The organism is Dyella sp. 2RAB6 (assembly GCF_052115385.1).
Classification (GTDB): Bacteria; Pseudomonadota; Gammaproteobacteria; order Xanthomonadales; family Rhodanobacteraceae; genus Dyella_D.
Map to the genome: position 1 here is coordinate 15,628 of NZ_JBFRGP010000011.1, position 19,812 is coordinate 35,439.

The 19,812-nt window shown below is 67.0% G+C and carries 13 protein-coding genes and 1 pseudogene; 8 read left to right on the forward strand and 6 right to left on the reverse strand.

Going from position 1 to position 19,812, the window contains the following annotated elements; all coding sequences use genetic code 11:
* Nucleotides 1-27 precede the first annotated feature (27 nt).
* The 3 genes from AB4083_RS15520 to AB4083_RS15530 are packed head-to-tail and all read right to left on the reverse strand — an operon-like array spanning nucleotide 28 to nucleotide 1,331.
* Nucleotides 28-561 (reverse strand): chemotaxis protein CheW, encoded by a 534-nt coding sequence (locus AB4083_RS15520; protein ID WP_441608986.1) that lies wholly within the window; start codon nucleotides 559-561, stop codon nucleotides 28-30.
* A gap of 10 nt (nucleotides 562-571) precedes the next feature.
* Nucleotides 572-943: a response regulator gene (locus AB4083_RS15525; protein ID WP_214569038.1), complete on the reverse strand. Its 372-nt coding sequence runs from the start codon at nucleotides 941-943 to the stop codon at nucleotides 572-574.
* Between the two features lie 34 nt (nucleotides 944-977).
* Entirely contained in the window at nucleotides 978-1,331 is a 354-nt protein-coding gene (locus AB4083_RS15530; protein ID WP_441608987.1) for a response regulator, read from the reverse strand.
* A gap of 378 nt (nucleotides 1,332-1,709) precedes the next feature.
* Here AB4083_RS15530 and gshB point away from each other — a divergent pair, with 378 nt between their 5' ends.
* The 7 genes and pseudogenes from gshB to AB4083_RS15565 all read left to right on the forward strand — a co-directional run.
* Complete coding sequence (gshB, locus tag AB4083_RS15535; protein ID WP_441608988.1) at nucleotides 1,710-2,690, forward strand: glutathione synthase; 981 nt, start codon at nucleotides 1,710-1,712, stop codon at nucleotides 2,688-2,690.
* The gene (locus tag AB4083_RS15540; RefSeq protein ID WP_441608989.1) at nucleotides 2,687-3,547 is read left to right on the forward strand and encodes a TonB family protein; all 861 of its coding nucleotides are present in this window, start codon (nucleotides 2,687-2,689) and stop codon (nucleotides 3,545-3,547) included. The genes gshB and AB4083_RS15540 overlap by 4 nt, the downstream gene beginning before the upstream one ends.
* Before the next feature lie 83 nt (nucleotides 3,548-3,630).
* A complete protein-coding gene (locus AB4083_RS15545) occupies nucleotides 3,631-4,200 on the forward strand; it encodes a YqgE/AlgH family protein (protein ID WP_441608990.1) in 570 nt (189 codons plus the stop codon).
* Entirely contained in the window at nucleotides 4,197-4,658 is a 462-nt protein-coding gene (ruvX, locus tag AB4083_RS15550; RefSeq protein ID WP_441608991.1) for a Holliday junction resolvase RuvX, read from the forward strand. The genes AB4083_RS15545 and ruvX overlap by 4 nt, the downstream gene beginning before the upstream one ends.
* A 24-nt stretch (nucleotides 4,659-4,682) precedes the next feature.
* The gene (locus AB4083_RS15555; protein ID WP_441608992.1) at nucleotides 4,683-5,612 is read left to right on the forward strand and encodes an aspartate carbamoyltransferase catalytic subunit; all 930 of its coding nucleotides are present in this window, start codon (nucleotides 4,683-4,685) and stop codon (nucleotides 5,610-5,612) included.
* Between the two features lie 123 nt (nucleotides 5,613-5,735).
* On the forward strand, nucleotides 5,736-7,508 hold the full coding sequence (locus tag AB4083_RS15560) for a hypothetical protein (protein WP_441608993.1): 1,773 nt from the start codon (nucleotides 5,736-5,738) through the stop codon (nucleotides 7,506-7,508).
* A 426-nt stretch (nucleotides 7,509-7,934) separates the two neighbouring features.
* Nucleotides 7,935-14,348 (forward strand): annotated as a pseudogene (locus AB4083_RS15565) (autotransporter-associated beta strand repeat-containing protein); the annotation flags it as partial.
* 255 nt (nucleotides 14,349-14,603) lie between these two features.
* Here AB4083_RS15565 and AB4083_RS15570 read toward each other — a convergent pair.
* Nucleotides 14,604-17,672: a TonB-dependent receptor gene (locus AB4083_RS15570; protein WP_441608994.1), complete on the reverse strand. Its 3,069-nt coding sequence runs from the start codon at nucleotides 17,670-17,672 to the stop codon at nucleotides 14,604-14,606.
* 523 nt (nucleotides 17,673-18,195) lie between these two features.
* Between AB4083_RS15570 and AB4083_RS15575 the strand changes: the two genes are divergently transcribed.
* Entirely contained in the window at nucleotides 18,196-18,564 is a 369-nt protein-coding gene (locus AB4083_RS15575; RefSeq protein WP_441608995.1) for a BON domain-containing protein, read from the forward strand.
* 255 nt (nucleotides 18,565-18,819) lie between these two features.
* Here the strand turns inward: AB4083_RS15575 and AB4083_RS15580 are convergent, their stop codons facing one another.
* Complete coding sequence (locus AB4083_RS15580) at nucleotides 18,820-19,221, reverse strand: hypothetical protein (protein WP_441608996.1); 402 nt, start codon at nucleotides 19,219-19,221, stop codon at nucleotides 18,820-18,822.
* 148 nt (nucleotides 19,222-19,369) lie between these two features.
* Complete coding sequence (locus AB4083_RS15585) at nucleotides 19,370-19,729, reverse strand: hypothetical protein (RefSeq protein ID WP_441608997.1); 360 nt, start codon at nucleotides 19,727-19,729, stop codon at nucleotides 19,370-19,372.
* Nucleotides 19,730-19,812 lie beyond the last annotated feature (83 nt).

Genomic DNA, 19,812 nt, shown 5'->3' on the forward strand with positions numbered 1-19,812 from the left:
CCTACCCTATGTATTCCGGTTGCTGCCTCAGGCCGCGGCCTGGCGGAAGTCCGGGGCACGCACCAGGCGTCCCATGCTGAAAACCGCCAGCCGGGGCTCTCCCACCCTTTCCTCGACGAAGCGCGACAGGCGCGGATCGTCTTCCTGCTCGGCCGCCCGGCGCGCTTCGGTATCCACCGTGCGCTGGCCGAACACCTCGTCCACCAGCAGCGCCACGTTGCCTGCGCCCTGGCGCACCACCAGCAGGCGGCTGCGCTCGGTGTGCAGGGTGCGCTCGCCGAACAGGAAGCGGCTCAGGTCGACCACCGGCACCAGGTTGCCGCGCACGTTGGCCACACCGAGCAGCCAGGCCTGGGTGCCCGGCACCTGGGTCAGCGAGGGCACCGCGAGCAGTTCGCTGATCTCGTCGATGCCGCTGACGAACAGGCGACTGCCCACACGGTAGCCGATGCCGCGCCACAGGCCGGGGGCCTCCAGCTTTTCGGGCGTATCCGAAGCATGGGTGAGCGACAGCCGCTCGTAGCGCGCGAGGATCTCGAACGGGGACAAGGTCAGGCTCATCGAGTAGACCTCAGGCCGCGTTGGGCAGCAGATCGTTGATGCACGCCAGCAGCTCCTTCTCGTTCACCGGCTTGGTGATGAAGGCGCGGGCACCCTGGCGCAAACCCCAGACGCGATCGGTCTCCATGGACTTGGTGGTGATCATCACGATCGGCACATCCTTGGTCACCGGGTCGCGCGTCAGCGTGCGCGTGGCCTGGAACCCGTTCATGCCGGGCATGATCACATCCATGATGACCAGGGCGGGCAATTCGGAGCGCACGCGCTCGATGCCTTCCTCGGCATTGTTGACGGAACCCACCGTATGCCCGGCGCGCTCAAGCAGCGTGGTGAACACGCGCACGTCGGTCGGCGAGTCGTCGATGATGAGAATATTGGCCACAGGTCCCCCTCAGCCCCTGTAGTCGATGGTGGTCTTACACCGTGACATGGCGATGGATGGCTCCAAGCAGTTCGTCGCGCGTGAACGGCTTGGTCAGATACTGCTCGGCGCCCACGATGCGACCACGTGCCTTGTCGAACAGGCCGTCCTTCGAGCTGAGCATGATCACGGGCGTCGACCGGAATTGCGGATTGTTCTTGATGAGCGCGCAGGTTTGGTACCCGTCAAGGCGCGGCATCATGATGTCGACGAAGATGATGGCGGGCCTCTGGTCCGAGATCTTGGCGAGCGCCTCGAACCCGTCGACGGCCGTGAGCACGTCGCAACCTTCCTTCTTGAGCAAGGTTTCCGCCGTGCGACGGATCGTTTTCGAGTCGTCGATCACCATGACCTTCAGACCGGCCAGGCCATTTCCACTTATGTTCAAGTTCACACACCCCCCTGTGACCCGCCCCAGGCTCAGGTAGACATAAAGCCGACAGCGCCAGGGCCGTCGGCTCCATGTGGACGAAAAGAATCCCGCAAGATTGCCCACCTATTCATCCGCTCGTGGGCGGACGATTGTCCTTGCTGTTTACCGCCTGCCCGTCGTGGCGTCAAGCCAAATTCCTCGCTGCTGAGCCGTGCGGCACGACTTCACATGCCTTGCCGGCCGTGATGCCACTCGGCGAACATGCGCGTCTTCCCACCTTGATCGACCTGGTGCGCCGCCGACCCCGGCAAGAGCTCGCCAGTCTATCCGGGTACCCACTACCGGAGAATGACGATGGCCCTCTCGGTCGCCGTGCTGATGGACCCCATCCGCGCCATCAAGATCGCCAAGGACACCACCTTCGCCATGCTGCTGGAAGCCCAGCGGCGCGGCCATGCGCTGCTGTACATGGAACAGGGCGACCTGGCCGTGCGCGACGGCCGCGCCTGGGCCCGGCTGGCTCCGCTGACCGTGAAGGAGGACCCGTCCGGCTGGTTCAGCCTGGGCGAGGCGCGCTGGCAGGAGCTGGCCGAGGTGGACGTGGTGCTGCTGCGCAAGGACCCGCCGGTCGATGCGCAATTCATCTACGACACCATGGTGCTGTCGGTGGCCCAGCGCGCCGGCGTGACCGTGGTCAACGACCCCCAGGCCCTGCGCGACTGCAACGAGAAGATGTACGCGCTGGATTTCCCCCAGTGCATGGCGCCCACCCTGCTCTCGCGCGACAAGGCCGACCTGCGCCGCTTCGTGGCCGAGCACGGCGAGGCGGTGCTCAAGCCCCTGGACGGCATGGGCGGGCGCGGCATCTTCCGCGTGCGGGCCGGCGACAGCAATTTGAATTCGATGCTGGAAACCCTGCTCAGCGGCGGCCTGCACGGCGGCAGCCAGGCGCAGTTCGTGATGGCGCAGAAGTTCATCCCCCAGATCAGCGCGGGCGACAAGCGCATCCTGGTGGTGGACGGCGAGCCGGTGCCCTATGCGCTCGCACGCATTCCTCAGGGCGACGAATTCCGCGGCAACCTGGCCGCCGGCGGCCGCGGCGAAGGCGTGCCGCTGACCGAGCGCGACCGCTGGATCGTGGCGCAGGTGGCGCCGGAGCTGCGCCGGCGCGGGCTGTGGTTCGTGGGGCTGGACGTGATCGGCGATTACCTCACTGAGATCAACATCACATCGCCGACCTGCGCGCGCGAACTGGACAAGCAGTTCGGGCTTAATATCTGCGGCCAGCTGTTCGACGTCATCGAACACCACATCCACGGAAAGCGTTCCGCGTGAGTCAACCCGCCCCCCGGGGCGCCGACCTGATCGGCGCCACCCTGCTGTTCTCGCTGTTGCTGCACGGCGTGCTGCTGCTGGGCATCACCTTCGGCTACGTCAAGCCCAGGCCCAGCCTGCCCACGCTGGACGTGACCCTGGTCGACGTGGCCAACCGCGAGAAGCCCGAGCAGGCCGACTTCCTGGCCCAGGCCAACAACCGCGGCGGCGGCGAGCAGGACAAGGCGGCGCGCCCGTCGCAGCCGTTTTCCGGCGCGCTGCCCAAGCCGGACCCCGGCGTGGCCGACCGCGCCCAGCAGGCCACCGCGGCGCGTCCGCAGGACGCCACCCCAGACCGCCTGCTGACCACCACCGGCAACAGCCGCTTCAGCGTGAACTCCGACAGCGCCAAGGCGCAGCGCAGCGACAGCGCGCTGCCGGCCTCGGATGCCGACCGCGTGCAGATGGAAGCGGCGCAGCTGGCGGCCGAGAAGCGGCGGATCCAGGAGGCCTACGCCAAGCGCCCGAAGAAGAAATTCATCTCGTCCAGCACCAGCGAGTACGCCTACGCCGGCTACATGCGCAACTGGGTGGACCGGATCGAGCGGGTCGGCAACCTCAACTATCCCGATGCCGCCCGCCGCCAGAAGCTGCACGGCGACGTGCTGCTCACCGTCACCCTGGACCGCGACGGCAAGGTGATGGATATCGAGGTGATCAGCAGCTCCGGCGAGGAACTGCTGGACAAGGCCGCCGAGCGCATCGTGCGCCTCGCCGCGCCGTTCCCGCCGCTGCCGCAGGGCGGCGAGCGGGTCGACGAGCTGCATATCACGCGCACCTGGCAGTTCCAGGCCGACAACGTGCTGCATACGCGCTAAAACGGCCCCGCCCGTCCGCCGCCGCAGGTTCCGCCAACCTCGTCCTCACCCCAGCGGCACCCCCTGCGCTTACAATGCAGGGCATGAGCGCTGCCCAATCCTCCTCCCTCGCTGGTCACTTCCTGATCGCCATGCCCAGCCTGGCCGAGCCGCCGTTCTCGCGCGGCGTGGCCTTCATCTGCCAGCACGACGAGGACGGCGCGGTGGGCCTGCTGGTGAACCAGCTTTCCGAATACCGCCTGGGCGACGTACTCAAGCAGATGAAGCTGGAGTGCGACGACCCCGAGGTGTCCGACCTGCCGGTACTGATCGGCGGCCCGGTGCAGCAGGAGCGCGGCTTCGTGCTGCATCGCGAGGAAGGGCACTGGGAATCCAGCTACCGCATCGACGACCACTGGTCGGTGACCACTTCGCGCGACATCCTGATCGCCATGGCCGCCGGCAACGGCCCGCGCCAGGCGCTGATGGCGCTGGGCTACGCCGGCTGGAGCGCCGGCCAGCTCGAGCAGGAACTGAAGGACAACAGCTGGCTCACCGTGGAAGCGAGCGAGCGCGTCGTGTTCGACACCCCGCTGGAAGAGCGCTGGAGCGCCGCCGCCGGGCTGGTCGGGGTCAATCCGCTGCAGTTGCCGGGCTATGTAGGTCACGCATGAGCTGTGTGTTCGGCTTCGACTACGGCAGCCGGCTGCTCGGCGTCGCGGTCGGCAACCGCTTCACCGGCCTGGCCCGTGCGCTGGCGGTGGTGCCGGTGCGCGACGGCGAGCCGGACTGGAACAAGCTGGACACCCTGCACCGCGAATGGCAGCCCGACACCCTGGTGGTCGGCCTGCCGCTCACCCTGGAGGGCGAAGAACAAGCCGCCAGCCGCGGCGCCCGCCGCCTGGCCCAGCGGCTGGGCGAGCGCTACGCGCTGCCGGTCGCGCTGATCGACGAACGCCACAGCTCGCAGGAAGCGGCCCGCCGCTTCGCCGGCGCCCGCGCCGCGGGCCTGAAGAAACGCAGCGCCGCCGCCGCGATCGACGCCGAAGCCGCCGCGGTGATCCTGGAACGCTGGCTGGCCCAGCCGCCCGGCGACACCCTTTCCACTGCCGACTTGCCGCCCTCGCCATGACCTCACGCCCATGACCTCACGCCCATGACACCACGCCTGCGCCACCTCACCACACTCGAAAACATGCCGCGCGGCACCATCGAGCGCCTGCTCGACCGGGCCGTCACCATGCGCGACGCCTGCGCGCACGGCACGCGCAAGCTGGACCTGCTGGCGGGGCGCACCATCCTCAACCTGTTCTTCGAGCCGTCGACACGCACGCGCACCTCGTTCGAACTGGCCGCGCGCCGGCTCGGCGCCGACGTGATCAACTTCGACATCGGCTTCTCCTCCACCAGCAAGGGCGAGGAGCTGTACGACACGCTGCATACGCTGGAAGCCATGCACCTGGACGCGATCATCGTGCGGCACAAGACCTCCGGCACGCCGGACGAGCTGGTGCGCCATGCGATGAGCGGCGTCTCGGTGATCAATGCCGGCGACGGCAACCGCGCCCACCCCACCCAGGGCCTGCTGGACATGCTGACCATCCGCCAGCACCGCCCGGATTTCGAAAACCTGGGCGTGGTGATCTGCGGCGACGTGAAGCACTCGCGCGTGGCGCGCTCGGACGTGCACGCGCTGGCCGCGCTGGGCGTGCGAGACATCCGCCTGTGCGCCCCCGCCGCGCTGATGCCGACCGAGCTCGAGATGCCGCACTGCCAGCGCTTCACCGATTTCGACCAGGCGGTCGAAGGCGCCGACGCGGTGATCATGCTGCGCCTGCAGAAGGAGCGCATGGCCGCCACCGACCTGCAGGACGAAGCGGACTACTTCAAGCACTACGGCCTGGACACGCGCCGCCTGGCGCGCGCCGCCCGCCATGCCCTGGTGATGCACCCGGGCCCGCTCAACCGCGGTATCGAGATCAGCTCCGAGGTGGCCGACGGCGCGCAGTCGCGCATCCTCGAACAGGTCGGCAACGGGGTCTTCGTGCGCATGGCGGTGCTGGCCGAGGTGCTGGCCCGGTCGTAAGCCTGCCGTAGGCCGGCTCTCCCCGAACGCCCGGGAATGCCCACTGTTTCGCCCGCAAGTGCCGGGCGAAACGGGCATAATGCGCGGCGCCACACCTTCTTCTATCTATCTCAGGGAATCGACATGCGAGTGAGTAAGCGCTATCTGGCGCTGGCTGTCGCCGGCGTGCTGCTGGCGGCCTGCGGCCACAAGGACAAGGACGCCCCATTGGCTTTCGTACCGGCGGACACGCCGTACGTCGTGGCCAACCTGGAGGTGCTGGACGAGGACACCCGCAAGGCGCTGATCACCCAGGCCGATGCCCAGATGCCGGGCCAGCTCGCCCAGCTCAAGGGTGCCGTGGAAGACCTGCAGGAGAAGGACGCCGACTCGGCCAACCTGCTCAAGGCCGTCATCGCCGAACTCGACGGCAAGAGCATCGAGACCTTCGCCCAGAACGTGGGCATCAACATGAAGGGCCATTCGGCCATCTACGGCCTGGGCCTGGCCCCGGTGGCGCGCTTCGAGCTGGCCGATCCGAAGGCCTTCGACGCCTTCGTCGGCCGCCTGGAAACCGCCTACGGCAAGAAGCTCGACACCGCCACCGAAGGCGGCGTCACCTACCGCAAGCATGCCTCCGCCGAATCCGGCAGCGAGGTGATCCTGGCCGTGGTCGGCAAGCAGGCGGTGGCCGCCGTGCTGCCGGCCGACGCGCCGGCGCCGCTGCTGCGCCAGGCGCTGGGCCTGGACCGCCCGGCCAAGAACCTGCAGGACGACGGCCGCCTGGAACAGCTGGCCAAGGACAAGGGCTACAAGCCCTGGGCCGTCGGCCACGTCGACCTGGCCCGCCTGCTGCCGCTGGCCGCCAGCGGCAAGGACCCGCTGTTCGCCGCCATGTACAAGGCGCACCAGCAGGCCGAGACGGCCAAGACCGGCGAGCCGGCGACGACCCAGCCGGGCATCTCGCCCGCCTGCGAAGCCGACGCCGTCCGCATCGCCGGCCGCGTGCCCGCCCTGAGCTTCGGCTACACCAAGCTCGACCCCAAGCACCAGGACCTGCGCTGGGACGTGGCCCTGGCCGACGACATCACCAAGGCCTTCGCCGGCCTCAAGGTCGAGCTGCCGGGCCTGGGCACCGCCGGTGACTCACCGATGGACATGAGCCTGGCCCTGCCGGTGGGTCCGCTGCGCACGTTCTGGGCCGCCCAGGCCGAAGCCGTCGCGGCCAAGCCGTTCGGCTGCGCCACGCTGGTCAATCTCAACGAAGGCTTCGGCAAGGTGGGCCAGGTCGCGCAGCAGGCGGCGATGCCGCCGTTCGGCGACCTGCTCGGCCTGCGCGTCTCGCTGGACAGCTTCGACGCCGCCAGCACCACGCCGAAGTTCACCGGCCGCGTGCTGGTCGCCAGCACCAATCCGGCCGGCCTCGCCGCGATGGGCAGCATGGCCGCGCCGGCCCTGGCCCAGGTCAAGCTCACCCCCGACGGCAAGCCGGTGGCGCTGCCGCAGGACCTGACCGCGGCGCTCGGCCAGCCGGTGTGGATGGCGATGGGCGACAAGGCCCTGGTGCTGGCCATCGGCGAAGGCGAGGACGCCAAGGTGGGCGACATGCTCAAGGCACCGACCGGCGACGCCGGCCGCATGGGCCGCGTGCACCTGAGCGGCGACATGTACGTGTCCTGGATCAAGGCGATGGAGGAGAAGTCGGACCGCCTCAAGCAGCTGACCGACTCCATGAACCACGAGGACGGCGACGACGCCGACAAGGAGCAGACCGCCAAGGCCCAGTCCGCGGCGGAGCGCGCCAAGGCGCAGTTCGAGACCATGCGCCAGCAGGCCGAGCGCATCAAGTCGATCAGCGGCGAAGTGCACGTGGAGAACGGCGGCATGGTCATGACCACGCAGACCGAACTGAAGTAATTCCTCAGCCGACGGTTGGAAACGAAACGGGGCGCCTTGGCGCCCCGTTTCATTTTTCCGTTTGCGGGCGTATTTTCACCGCCACTCAACATTTGGCCCCCATAGAATCGTCGCGGCATCGCATCCAAGGGGGAGCGACCGTCGCCACCGCATCGCCGCGCAGTTCGTCCCGATCCATTGCACAGGAGGTGTCAGATGGTCATCGCTCCGTGGAACGACGCTCCGCCCCGCCACATCTCGCCGCACTAGTCCTTACCGGCTGATCGCAGCCACCCCCGTTCACGCGCATCGCATCGATCGCCGGCCCGCCCGGCACCGTCCGCGAATGCGCGTTCTGCACGTCCGGAGCTCATAGGAGAGCTCCGTCAACACGCAGCAGCCGCCCGGCACCGGCTCACTCGACAGGGGTACAACATGAATCGCATTTACCGGCTCGTCTGGAACCGCACGCTGTGCGTGCTCCAAGTTGCGTCTGAACTTGCACATGCACACAGCGCCGCCGTTCCGCCGGGAGGAACCCGCCGCCTGCCCGCCCGCCGCCTGCTGGCGCTGGCCTGCCTCGCCGCCTGTACCGCCGTGCCGGTGGAATCGGCCATGGCCGCCTGTGCCCCGATCAACCCGACCAACGGCGCCACCGTGACCTGCTCCGGCGCCGCCAATCCGCTGGCGCCGTCCTATGCGAGCAGCGCCGACAACCTCACCGTCAACGTCGTCGCCGGCGGTTCCACCGGCGTGCTGCTCGGCCTGGGCGGCACCGCGATGTCGCTGACCGGCAACGGCACCACGCTCAACAATGCCGGCCGCCTGGATCCGTCCCTGCTCGGCCTGCTCAGCCTGCTGTCCTCCGGCACGGTGATCGGCAATCCCAATCTCGGCACCGCGATCGCCGGCAGCACGGTCACCGTCAACAACCAGAGCAGCGGCGTGATGAACGGCACCACCGGCCTGCTCGGCCTTAATCTCAGCGACCTCACCGGCATGGCGCTGGCGGTGCGCAACGGCGCCGGCGGCACCACCACCATCACCAACGCGGGCAGCATCGGCTCGTCCGCCCTGCTCGGCGTGAGCCTGCTGCCGGCCGACGCGCCGGTGATCGCCGCGTATGGCGGCGCGCAGATCAACTTCACCAACACCGGCACCGTCACCGGCCGCACCGCGTTCGAGGCCTCGGCCGCGGGCAACACCTTCGTCAACGCGGGCACCATCACCGGCGGCGTGTCGATGGGCGCCAACAGCACCAATACCTTCACCGCGGTGTCCGGCTCGACCGTCAGCAACGGCGGCAGCCTGGGCCTGAACCTGCTCGGCGTGCTCGGCATCAACCTCAACTTCGCGCCGTCCGGCCAGATCGACGGCGGCGCCGGCGGCAACAACACGCTGACACTGCAGAACGTGGTGGCCGGCCCCGGCTCGGGCGCTACCGGCGCGGGTACCGCCTCGTCCGCCACCTACGTCAATTTCCAGCACCTGATCGTGAACAGCGGCACCTGGAGCCTGTCCGGCGCCCTGGTCAGCGGCGACGCCGTGCTCAATGGCGGCGTGGCCCAGTTCGACAGCGACGCCAACTTCGGCAGCGCCGCCAGCATCACCTCTAACGGCGGCGGCCTCGCCGCCAGCACCGGCGGCTCGACGCTGAGCAAGGCGGTCCTGCTCAACGCCGGTGGCCTCACCGTTACGGGCGGCAATAACTTCACCTTGTCCGGCGTGCTGTCCGGCACCGGTGCGCTGACCAAGAGCGGCGCCAGCACGGTAAGCCTGACCGCCGCCGAGACCTACAGCGGCGGCACCACCATCAACGCCGGCACCCTCGCGCTCAGCGGCAACGGCGCGCTGGCGGCCGGCGGTGCGGTCAATCTGCAGAACGCCGGTTCCGGCTTCGACATCTCCGGCGCCAGCGGCAACCGCACCATCGGCATGCTGAGCGGCGATGCCGGCACCACGATCGCACTCGGCGGGCGCACGCTCACGCTCGGCGACAGTGCCAACAGCACCTTCGGCGGCAGCATCGGCGGCACCGGCGGCATCGTCAAGCAAGGCAGCGGCGTGTTCACCCTGGGCGGCGCCAACACCTACACCGGCGGTACCACCATCAACGCCGGCACGCTGGTGCTCGGCGCGGGCGGCAGCCTCGCCCCCATCGGCGCGGTGACGTTGAACGCTGCCGGCACCGTCTTCGATATCAGCGCGGCCACCGCCAACCCGAGCATCGGCGCGCTGTCCGGCGTCGCCGGCTCGCAGATCGCCTTGGGCGCGAAGACGCTCACCTTCGGTGATGCCACCAACCAGAACTTCGCCGGCACCATCGGCGGCACCGGCGGCATCGTCAAGCAAGGCGCCGGCACGTTCACCTTGAGCGGCGCCAACACCTATACCGGCGGCACCACCGTCAACGCCGGCACGCTCGCCCTCGCCAGCGGCGGCTCGCTCGCGGCCAGCGGCACCGTCTCGCTGGCCGCCCCCGGCAGCACGCTCGATCTTTCGGCGGCCGGCGCGCAGAACATCGGCGGCCTCAGCGGCGTCGCCGGCAGCTCGGTGCTGCTCGGCGCGAACACCCTGACCCTCGCACCCTCCGGCAGTGGCAGCTTCGGCGGCACCATCAGCGGCACCGGCGCCGTGGTCATCAACGGCAGCGGCTCGGAAACCCTGACCGGCGCCAACACCTACTCCGGCGGCACCAGCATCCTGTCCGGCACCTTGGCGCTGGGCGCGGGCGGCGCGCTCGCCGGCGGCAGCGCGTTGACGCTGGGCGCGGGCGGCACCTTCGATATCTCCGCCGGCGGCAACCAGGCCATCGGCGCGCTCGCCGGCGCGGGCGGCACCGTCAATCTCGGTGCCAACACGCTCAGCGTGAGCGGCAGCGGCGGCGGCAGTTTCAACGGCGTGATCCAGGGCACCGGCGGCTTGACCAATACCGCCAATGCGCTCGTGCTCAATGGCGCGAACACCTACACCGGCCTGACCACGGTGCAGGCCGGCAGCCTGACCGTGGGCGATGCGACGCATGCCAGCGCAGCCATCGGCGGCGACGTCAGCGTGGCCAGCGGCGCCTCGCTCGGCGGCTTCGGCACGGTCGCGGGCAGCGTCACCGTGCAGAACGGCGGCCATCTGGCACCGGGCAATCCCACCGGCTCCTTGACGGTGAACAGCAACCTCACCCTGGCCCAGGGCAGCGTGCTCGATTTCTCGTTCGGCGCCCCCGGCCCGAACTTCAGCACGCCAGGCACCGGCCACAACGTGGTGGTCAACGGCAATCTCGCCATCAACGGCTCCACCCTCAATCCGATCGACGCCGGCGGCTTCGGCCCCGGCCTGTACAACCTGTTCACCTACGGCGGCACGCTGACCGAAACCAATGGCGGCATCGCGCCGCCAACGGGTTTCACCATCCAGAACCTCACCGCCAGCAAGCAGATCAACCTGATCAACACCAGCGGCCTGACCCTGAACTTCTGGAACGCCAACGGCCTGGCCAACAGCACGCGCATGGGCGGCGGCAGCGGCACCTGGTCCGCGCCGCTGGCGAACTGGACGGATGCAGTGGGCTCGGTCACCTCCAGCCGCCAACCGGCCGATGCCTTCGCCGTATTCGGCGGCGATGCGGGCACGGTGACGGTCGACAACACCGGCGGCGCGGTGACCGCGCTGGGCATGCAATTCGCCAACGACGGCTTCCATCTGGTCGGCGGTGCGCTCGGCCTGGTCGCGCCCACGCCGGGCGCGCTCAGCGAGATCCGCGTCGGCGACGGCAGCGCGGCCAGCGCCGGCTGGACCGCCACCGTCGACAACACGCTGACCGGTCTTGGCTTCAACAAGACCGGCGCCGGCACCCTGGTGCTCGGCGGCAGCAACACCTACACGCAAGGCACCATGCTGAGCGCGGGCACCTTGTCGGTGAGCGCCGACGCCAATCTCGGCGCGGCCAGCGCGGGGCTCGATTTCGAAGGCGGCATCCTCCAGGTGACCGGCACCGCGTTCCAGTCCACCGCGCGCGCGATCACGCTCGGTGCGCCCGGCGGCGGCTTCGATATCGCCGCTGCAGCGAACGTGTTCACCGTCAGCCAGGCGCTCAGCGGCACCGGCGGATTGAGCAAGCTCGGCGCGGGCACGCTGGTGCTTGCCGGCGCCAATACCTATAGCGGCGGCACCACCGTCAGCGCCGGCACGCTGCAAGGCGATACGACCAGCCTGCAGGGCAATATCGTCGACAACGCGGCGCTGGTGTTCGACCAGGCGGCGAACGGCACGTTCGCCGGCAGCGTCTCCGGCACCGGCGCGCTGACCAAGCTCGGCGCCGGCACGCTCACCCTGAGCGGCACCAGCAGCTACAGCGGCGGCACCACCATCGGCGCCGGTGCCTTGCAAGGCGACACCAGCAGCCTGCAAGGCAACATCACCGACAACGCCTCGCTGATCTTCAACCAGGGCACGAATGGCACGTTCAACGGCGCCATCGCCGGCACCGGTGCGCTGACCAAGCTCGGCGCCGGCACAGTTACGCTCAGCGGCGCGAACACCTACAGCGGCGGCACCATCATCAGCGCCGGTGCCTTGCAAGGCGACACCACCAGCCTGCAGGGCAACATCACCGACAACGCGTCGCTGATCTTCAACCAAGGCACCAGCGGCAGCTTCGGCGGCGCCATCAGCGGCACGGGCTCACTGACCAAGCTCGGCGCCGGCACGGTGACGCTCAGCGGTGCGAACACGTATAGCGGCGGCACCACCATCAGCGCCGGTGCCTTGCAAGGCGACACCACCAGCCTGCAGGGCAACATCACCGACAACGCGTCGCTGATCTTCAACCAGGGCGCGGACGGCACGTTCGGCGGCAGCGTCAGCGGCAGCGGTTCCCTGACCAAGCTCGGCGCCGGCACGCTGACGCTCGGCGGCGCCAACAGCTACAGCGGCGGCACCACCATCAGCGCCGGTGCGCTGCAGGGCGACACCAGCAGCCTGCAAGGCAACATCACCGACAACGCCTCGCTGATCTTCAATCAGGGTGCGGCCGGCAGCTTCGGCGGCGTGATCAGTGGCAGCGGCTCCGTCACCAAGCTTGGCGCCGGCACGCTCACGCTCAGCGGCGCCAACAGCTACAGCGGCGGCACCACCATCAGCGCCGGTGCACTGCAAGGCGACACCAGCAGCCTGCAAGGCAACATCACCGACAACGCCGGACTGATCTTCAACCAGGGCACCAATGCCACCTTCAACGGCACGCTCTCCGGCAGCGGCACGCTGCTGAAATCCGGCACCGGCACGCTCACCCTCGACACGGTCAATCCGCTGTCCGGCGCCACCACCGTCGCGGCCGGCACGCTGATCGTCGGCGACAACAGCCATCCGGGCGCCACGCTCGGCAGCACGGTGACGGTGAACGGCGGCGCCACGCTCGGCGGCATCGGCACCATCGGCGGGCTGGACCTGTCCGGCACGGTGGTGCCCGGCAACACCACCGGCACGCTCACCGTGACCGGCAACGCGGTGTTCCACCCCGGCTCCAGCTACCAGGTGGGCGCCACCGCGCAGGGCCAGAGCAGCCGCATCGTGATCGGCGGCAATGCCTCCATCCTCGGCGGCAGCGTGCTGGTGCTGGCGCAACCGGGCAACTACGCGCCGCGCACCGACTACACCATCCTCACCGCCGCGCAAGGCGTCAGCGGCCAGTTCGGCGCGGTGAGCGCCAACCTCACCTTCCTCACCCCGCTGCTCAGCTACACCGCCAATGCGGTGAACCTGTCCCTGCAACGCAACGACACCAGCTTCGAAAGCGTGGCGGACACCAAGAACCAGAAGAACACGGCCGGCGCGCTGGATCATCTGGACCCGAACTCGCCGCTGGTGGATGCCTTGCTCGGCCTCGACCCCGATACCGCGCGGCATGCCTTCGACCAGCTCTCCGGCGAGATGCATGGCAGCATCACCACCGCGCTGTTCGACGACAGCCACTACGTGCGCGACGCCATCAACAACCACCTGCTCGGCGCCAGCTACGGCGGCCAGAACGCCGAAGGCGCCACCGCCAACGGCAACATGGTGTGGAGTTCGCTGTGGGGCCACTGGGGCGACCACGACAGCGACGGCAATGCGCACGCCATGAACGCCAACGGCAGCGGCCTGCTGGTCGGCGCGGATACGGCGATCGGCGACGTGCGCCTGGGCGGCGTGGTCGGCCACGGCCAGAACAGCCTCAACGTGCGCGAGCTCGGTTCGTCCGCGCATGCCAAGGCCAACTACGCCGGCGTGTATGCCAGCTGGAACCTGGGCAACATCCGCCTGCGCGGCGGCATGGCGTATGCATGGCAGAAGATCGACACCACGCGGCGCATGGCCTTCGGTCCGTTCTCCGGCGTGGCACAAGCCAACTACGACGCGAACACGGCACAGGCCTACGTCGACGGCGGCTACGCGTTCCAGTTCGAGCGCGGCACGCTGGAGCCCTACGTCAACTTGAGCCAGGTACATGTGCGCACGGATGCGTTCACCGAACACGGCACCATCGCCGCACTCAGCGTCAACGGCAGCTCGTCCAACATCAGCGCCGCCATCGGCGGCGTGCGCGGCTCGCTGCAACTGGGGCCAGGCGGATTGCACGCATATGCCGGCGTGGGCTACCAGCACGCCTGGGGCGACACCGTGCCGGAGCGCCGCCAGCGCTTCGTCATCGGCGCGGACAACTTCAGCGTGTACGGCCTGCCGGTGGCGAACAACGCCGGTGTGCTCGACCTTGGGGTGCGCTTCCCGCTCGGCCACGCGGTGACGGTGGACCTGGGCTACCACGGCCAGTTCGCCAGCGATGCGCGGGATCAGTCGGCAAGGTTGACGGTGAATATCGCGTTCTGAATCGACGCGCTTGAAGCCCCTCTCCCACCGGGAGAGGGGTTGGGGTGAGGGTACGGCCGGAGCGCAAGAATGATGTGCACCGCTCCGGCCGAACCCTCATCCGGCTGCCGCCACCTTCCTCGCTCCTCAGAGCCGCGCACATCCCTGTGCGCTCCCCGCGTGCTCCCGGAGGGAGAAGGGTTTCAAAATCTGGCGCCAAAAAAAACCACCGGCGCAAGGCCGGTGGTTCTTCATCACTTCACCGAATCGGACCGCTTAGAAATCGTAGCGGGCGGTCACGCGGAAGTAGCGCGGATCGGTGTAGTTCAGCTCACGACCGTACAGCGGGTTCACCGTGGTGCGGTTCAGCGCGTAGCGATAGTTGTACATCGTCGCCGTCTGGCGGTTCAGCACATTGATCACGTCGAGCTGCAGGGTCAGCTTGTTGTCCAGCCAGCCCGGCGTGTAAGCCGCATTGAGGTTCAGCTGGTAGGTCCACGGCGTGTTGCCGTGCGAACCGCGCGGCGAACTCGCATAGCCAGCCTGGCCCGGCAGGCCGCAGAACCAGTACGTGGAGCTGTTGTACAGGCCGGCGTCGGCGGTCGGGTAGAAGCTGGTGCAGTTCTTCGGGCGACCCGAAGCGGCGACCAGGGTCGCGCCGAAACGCCACTCGGTGTTCAGCTGGTAGTAGCCGAACGCCTTGACCTGATGCGCACGGTGGTTCGGCAGCGTGCCGTTGGAACCGACCATCAGCTGCGGCAGGTCCCAGTCCTGGGTGCGCGACACGTCGGTCTGGCCGCCCGCGCCGGTATCCAGGTCGGAGGCCAGCTGGCCTTCGGTGTTGCCGTAGTTGCGCGAGAAGGTGTACTCGACCTTGCCGTACCAGCTGTCGGCGAACGGATGCTCGACGAACAGATCCACCGCGTAATACTTACGCTTCAGATCCGGCAGGTTCAGGTCCTTCTGGCTCAGGAACACTTCCTTCAGGCTGCCGTCCGCCTGCGGCACCATGAAGGTGTTGCCGCGGCCCGGGTTGAAGGTGAGGCACTTGTTGCCGAGCTGCTGGATGCAGGTGTCGTCGATCGCGCTCATCAGCCTGCGATAGGTCAGCTTCGCGCCCCAGTTCAAGGTGGGGTTGATCTGCTGCTCCATGCCCAGGATGTACTCGTCCTGGAAGTGCGCGCGCAGACCCTTGGCCGCCACCGTACGCGGATCCGGCGCCTGGCCGCATTCCTTGTTCGAGGACACGCCGCCGCTGCTGGCGCAGATGAACGGGCTGGCCGGGTTCACCGCGATCGGGTTCAGGCCCAGCGGCGCGCCGCTGACCGGATCCACACCGGTGTAGGTGAAGTACTGGCTGCTGATCAGCGAGCCGGACACGCTGCGCACGGCGGCGTTGTTCGGCACGGCCAGGTGGTAGCGGCCCGCATTGGCGAACACCTTCAGGCTGGAGTCGCCGAACACGTCCCACGACGCGCCCAGGCGCGGCGCCAGCTGGTGGCGCTGCTTGATGTAGGCGTCGCCGTTCTTGTTGTAGTTGGTGAACTGCTCGTTGCGCAGGCCGACCGAGAGCAGCCAGCGATCGTTGATCTGCCAGCGGTCTTCGATGAACTGCGCCGCCTGGTCAGTTTCCACGCCGGCACGCTGGGTGTTGTACGCCTTGGAGACGTAGTAACCCTGCGCACCCAAGCCGCCTGCCGAAGCCGGCGAGCCGATCACGCCCAGGCCCGGGTCGATCGCGGTGGCCGGATTGGTCTGCTTGCCGTACACCCACGCGTAGCCGCCGGCGTATTCCTTGCCGGTGAACGACTTCGCGTTCTGCGCGTCGTAACCGAAGCGGATGTCGTGGTCACCGAGGCGATACTCGATGTCCAGGCGCCAGCCCTTGGTCTTGTCGTTCGCGCCGTCCAGCGGCAGGGTCGACGTGGTCGCGGTCTGGCAGGTGTTGTAGGTGACGCCCGGAGCCTGTGCGTTCGAACCGACCGAGATGAACGGGCAAGCCGGGTTGAAGCCGTAGTTGGTCTGGACGTGGTTGACCTTCTGCGTGCCGTACAGCGCGGAGATGGTCAGGTCGTCGGTGATGTAGCCGGTGTACTTGGCGATGTACAGATCGCCGCCGTCCTTGTTGTACACGCCACCCGTCTGGGTGCTGCCGTGCGTCTGCGACTTGTAATCGTAGGCGTAGCGGTCGGAGGTGTACTCGGTCTTGTCCGACACACCCGTGAATTCGAGGATGTGGTTGTCGGTGATGTTCCAGTCGATCTTCGCCGTCCAGCGCGGGATCTTGTTGGTGAAGTTGCTGTAGCCGATCTTCGAGGCCGAAGCCGCGGAGTTCGAGAACGAGCGCACTTCCGAACCTTCCTGGCGATTCACTTCGGCGTCGATGTAGTAGAACAGGCGGTCCTTGATCAGCGCGCCGCTGATGTAGGCGCCGACCGTCGACTTCCAGTACTGGTTGCGGTTGCGGTACTGGTACAGCGTGCCGTCGGTGGCCGCGTTGGTGGCCGCACCGGTGTTCGGGAAGTAGTTGTTGCGCGGGCTGGCGCGCAGCGCTTCCGGTTCCCAGATGGTGTAGATGCCACCCTTGGTCTGGTTCGAGCCGCGCTTGGTGACGATGTTGATCACGCCACCGGTGGAGCGGCCGAACTCGGCGCCGTAGCCGCCGGTCAGCACCTGCTGCTGGTCGATCGCGTCGAACGGCAGCTTGGTGAAGCCGATCGAGGTCAGCGGATTGGTCACGGCATAGCCGTTGATGAAGTACGCGTTCTCCGACGAGGCGGCGCCGCCGAAGCTGGGCACGCCGTAGCTGGAGTTGGCGACCACGCTCGGTGCCAGCATCGCGGCCGCGGCGATGTCGCGGTCGATCGGCAGCTTGGCCAGCTGCTCGGAGGTCAGCACGGTGCGGGTGTCGACCGAGGACACGTCGATCGCCGGCAGGGCCGAGGCCACCACCGACACGCCGTCGAGGTTCTTCGCGTCGGTAGCGGCAGCGGCAGCGCCAGCGGCGCCGAACGACACTTCCGTACCGCCGGCGATGCTCAGCTCGACGTTGTCGCGGGTGCTGACAGCGGTGCCGTTGTTCTTCAGCGTGACGTTGTAGTGGCCGGTCGGCAGCGAGCTGAAGCGGTAGCGGCCCTGCTCGTCGACGTTGACCGAGCGGGTCAGGCCGGTATCGACGCTCTTGATCTCGACGGTGTTGCCCGACTGCGGGGCCACCTGGCCGAAGATCGAGCTGGTGATGTTGGACTGCGCAAGGGCGCCGGTGCTGGCCAGCGCCAGGGCAACGGCCAGGGCCAGGGACGAACGTCCCTTAGGCCGCTTGGTGAAAGCAGCGAAGTGACTCACAGGTTGTACTCCCATCAACTTGTTAGCAACGCAAGATCCGCAAGCGGGTGCGGACCGGGGATGTGGGTGGTTCGAGCCCGGGGAAGGACCCTGCTCCGAGGAAGTAACGTGCCCCCGGATGGCTAACCAGATGCGGCTCGACGAGCCCCCCTCTCGTATCCATCCAGCCCCAAAGAGCAGCAGGCTGTATAGCGCAACAAAGTACGATTCTCAACGAATTTGTAACGTGATTTTTTTCACCCGGTCACTAATTTTGCAGCACGTACGCGCGGAAAAACCCCGTAAATAACTGTGTTAAATGAGAAATCACGCATGCTGCGGCGCGACATGCAAGCTTCGCGAAAGCTTGCGAATACTCCGCCCGAAGCGCACGAAATCTTCGCGTTGGCGAGCGCGCCCTGAACGCCTGCACGCGCTTTCGCGCTGTTGTTCACGCCCGACCTGCTGCTATCCCTCGTGGACGTCCGAACCCCTGCGTCCCGCTGTCTCCCCGGACAGCATCCCCATTCGAAGGAGAGTTGCCATGCAGACCACGACCCTGTTCCGCAAGACCGTTGCCGCCGCCACCCTGACCGCGCTGCTCGCCGCCGCGCCGCTGGCGCAGGTCGCCGCGCAGGACGGCGGCGCCATGCAGAAATCCAGCGCCAACCAGACCGTGCCGGACAAGGCCGCCGACGGCTGGATCACCACCAAGGTGAAATCCGAACTGGCCACCACCAAGGGCATCAAGAGCAGCGACCTGTCGGTCAACACCACGGACGGCGTCGTCACCCTCACCGGCACCGCGGCCACCTCGGGCGAGAAGGCGAAGATCGAAGCGATCGCCAAGAAGGTCAAAGGCGTGAAGAGCGTCGATGCCGGCGGCGTCACCGTGAGCGACAACGCCAAGTGATCGCCGCACCGCGCTCCGGATAGCAACGGAGCGCGCGGAAACGAGAAAGGAGCCGCGGAGGCTCCTTTCTTGTTGTCGATGCGTCGCGCGGCCGCAGCGGATTAAATGGCGAGGTCCGCACTACTACCGATAAAATTGTTTGTTTCATCACTCCATCCATGGAAATCCACGCCAGTGCAACTCCTTTAGCCGGATAGATGTCGTCAATTACTTTGCACCATCTGTACCGGCGTGCCGAGTCACCAGCTTCGACACTCACTCCCAATAACTACTTCTTCTCTCTAGATCGACCGCCTGACCGCTTCCACTAAAAATCCCAACCAGATGATCGCCCGAAATGCTGCCCTTGAAGGTACCGCGAAGGTCCATTTCCACAGGCACCGTAAAGGTTACTGACGATCCCGCAACCTTGACTGGAACAACGACCGGTGGAGACGGCTCCCCTTCGCTTGACTGGAGAACAGCGAAATAGCCTGCTCGCGAAAAAACAATGAATACTTCCTGCCCAATGACGTCGCCTGACTCCTGGCTATATCTCATATCGGAATAGATGCCTGTCACTTTTGGATGAGCAGATTCCCGAGCCAGGCTCTGAGTAGCAAGACCGGCGGCGAAAAAACACACACATGAAAGAAACACCATCGAACGCAGGCTCACCGTTTTTCCTCACTGCTACTGACCCGTCATTCTCGTATAGTCGCGTATTGAAGAAAAGAAAAGGGACAAGAGTAGTTAATTTAGAGCACCATTTATACAGGCCCAGACGCCTCAGAGCATTTAATATCACTCATTCCCTTATCCGCAGCTATTGAATCCGCTTTGTCGCCACTGGGTCGTAGAAGCCTTTTGCATGAACCACATAATAAGCTTCGCTTGGCCTAGATTCTGGAGCGCAACAACCAGGCGCGATGATCTTGAGCTCTTCCACGCCCCACCAATGCTTGCGCACCCAGGATTGATATTCCTTGGCAGACGCAACCTCGCTGGGCTCTCCCAGAGCCGAATTTATCTGGCCGACAGTCATTCGCCGATAATCGAGTCGCCAATCGGACGGAATCTCACCATGCACCTGCTCTAGAACCGCTGGGTATCCAAGACGCCAAGCTCCAACCAAGATCAACGTGGCCATCAGAGCAGCAGATGCTTTCTTTGACGTCAATTGCATGTGCATCTCCTATATACCGGACTCCTTTGCGGGGAATCGAAAAAGGGACAAGAGCACCAAATTAGAGCACCACTTATCCGGAT

Bases quoted from the DNA above. Each gene is read 5' to 3' on its own strand.
- AB4083_RS15520 (WP_441608986.1), bottom strand. From the start codon at position 561: ATGAGCCTGACCTTGTCCCCGTTCGAGATCCTCGCGCGCTACGAGCGG.
- AB4083_RS15530 (WP_441608987.1), bottom strand. From the start codon at position 1,331: ATGGTGATCGACGACTCGAAAACGATCCGTCGCACGGCGGAAACCTTG.
- gshB (WP_441608988.1), top strand. From the start codon at position 1,710: ATGGCCCTCTCGGTCGCCGTGCTGATGGACCCCATCCGCGCCATCAAG.
- AB4083_RS15545 (WP_441608990.1), top strand. From the start codon at position 3,631: ATGAGCGCTGCCCAATCCTCCTCCCTCGCTGGTCACTTCCTGATCGCC.
- ruvX (WP_441608991.1), top strand. From the start codon at position 4,197: ATGAGCTGTGTGTTCGGCTTCGACTACGGCAGCCGGCTGCTCGGCGTC.
- AB4083_RS15555 (WP_441608992.1), top strand. From the start codon at position 4,683: ATGACACCACGCCTGCGCCACCTCACCACACTCGAAAACATGCCGCGC.
- AB4083_RS15560 (WP_441608993.1), top strand. From the start codon at position 5,736: ATGCGAGTGAGTAAGCGCTATCTGGCGCTGGCTGTCGCCGGCGTGCTG.
- AB4083_RS15575 (WP_441608995.1), top strand. From the start codon at position 18,196: ATGCAGACCACGACCCTGTTCCGCAAGACCGTTGCCGCCGCCACCCTG.
- AB4083_RS15585 (WP_441608997.1), bottom strand. From the start codon at position 19,729: ATGCAATTGACGTCAAAGAAAGCATCTGCTGCTCTGATGGCCACGTTG.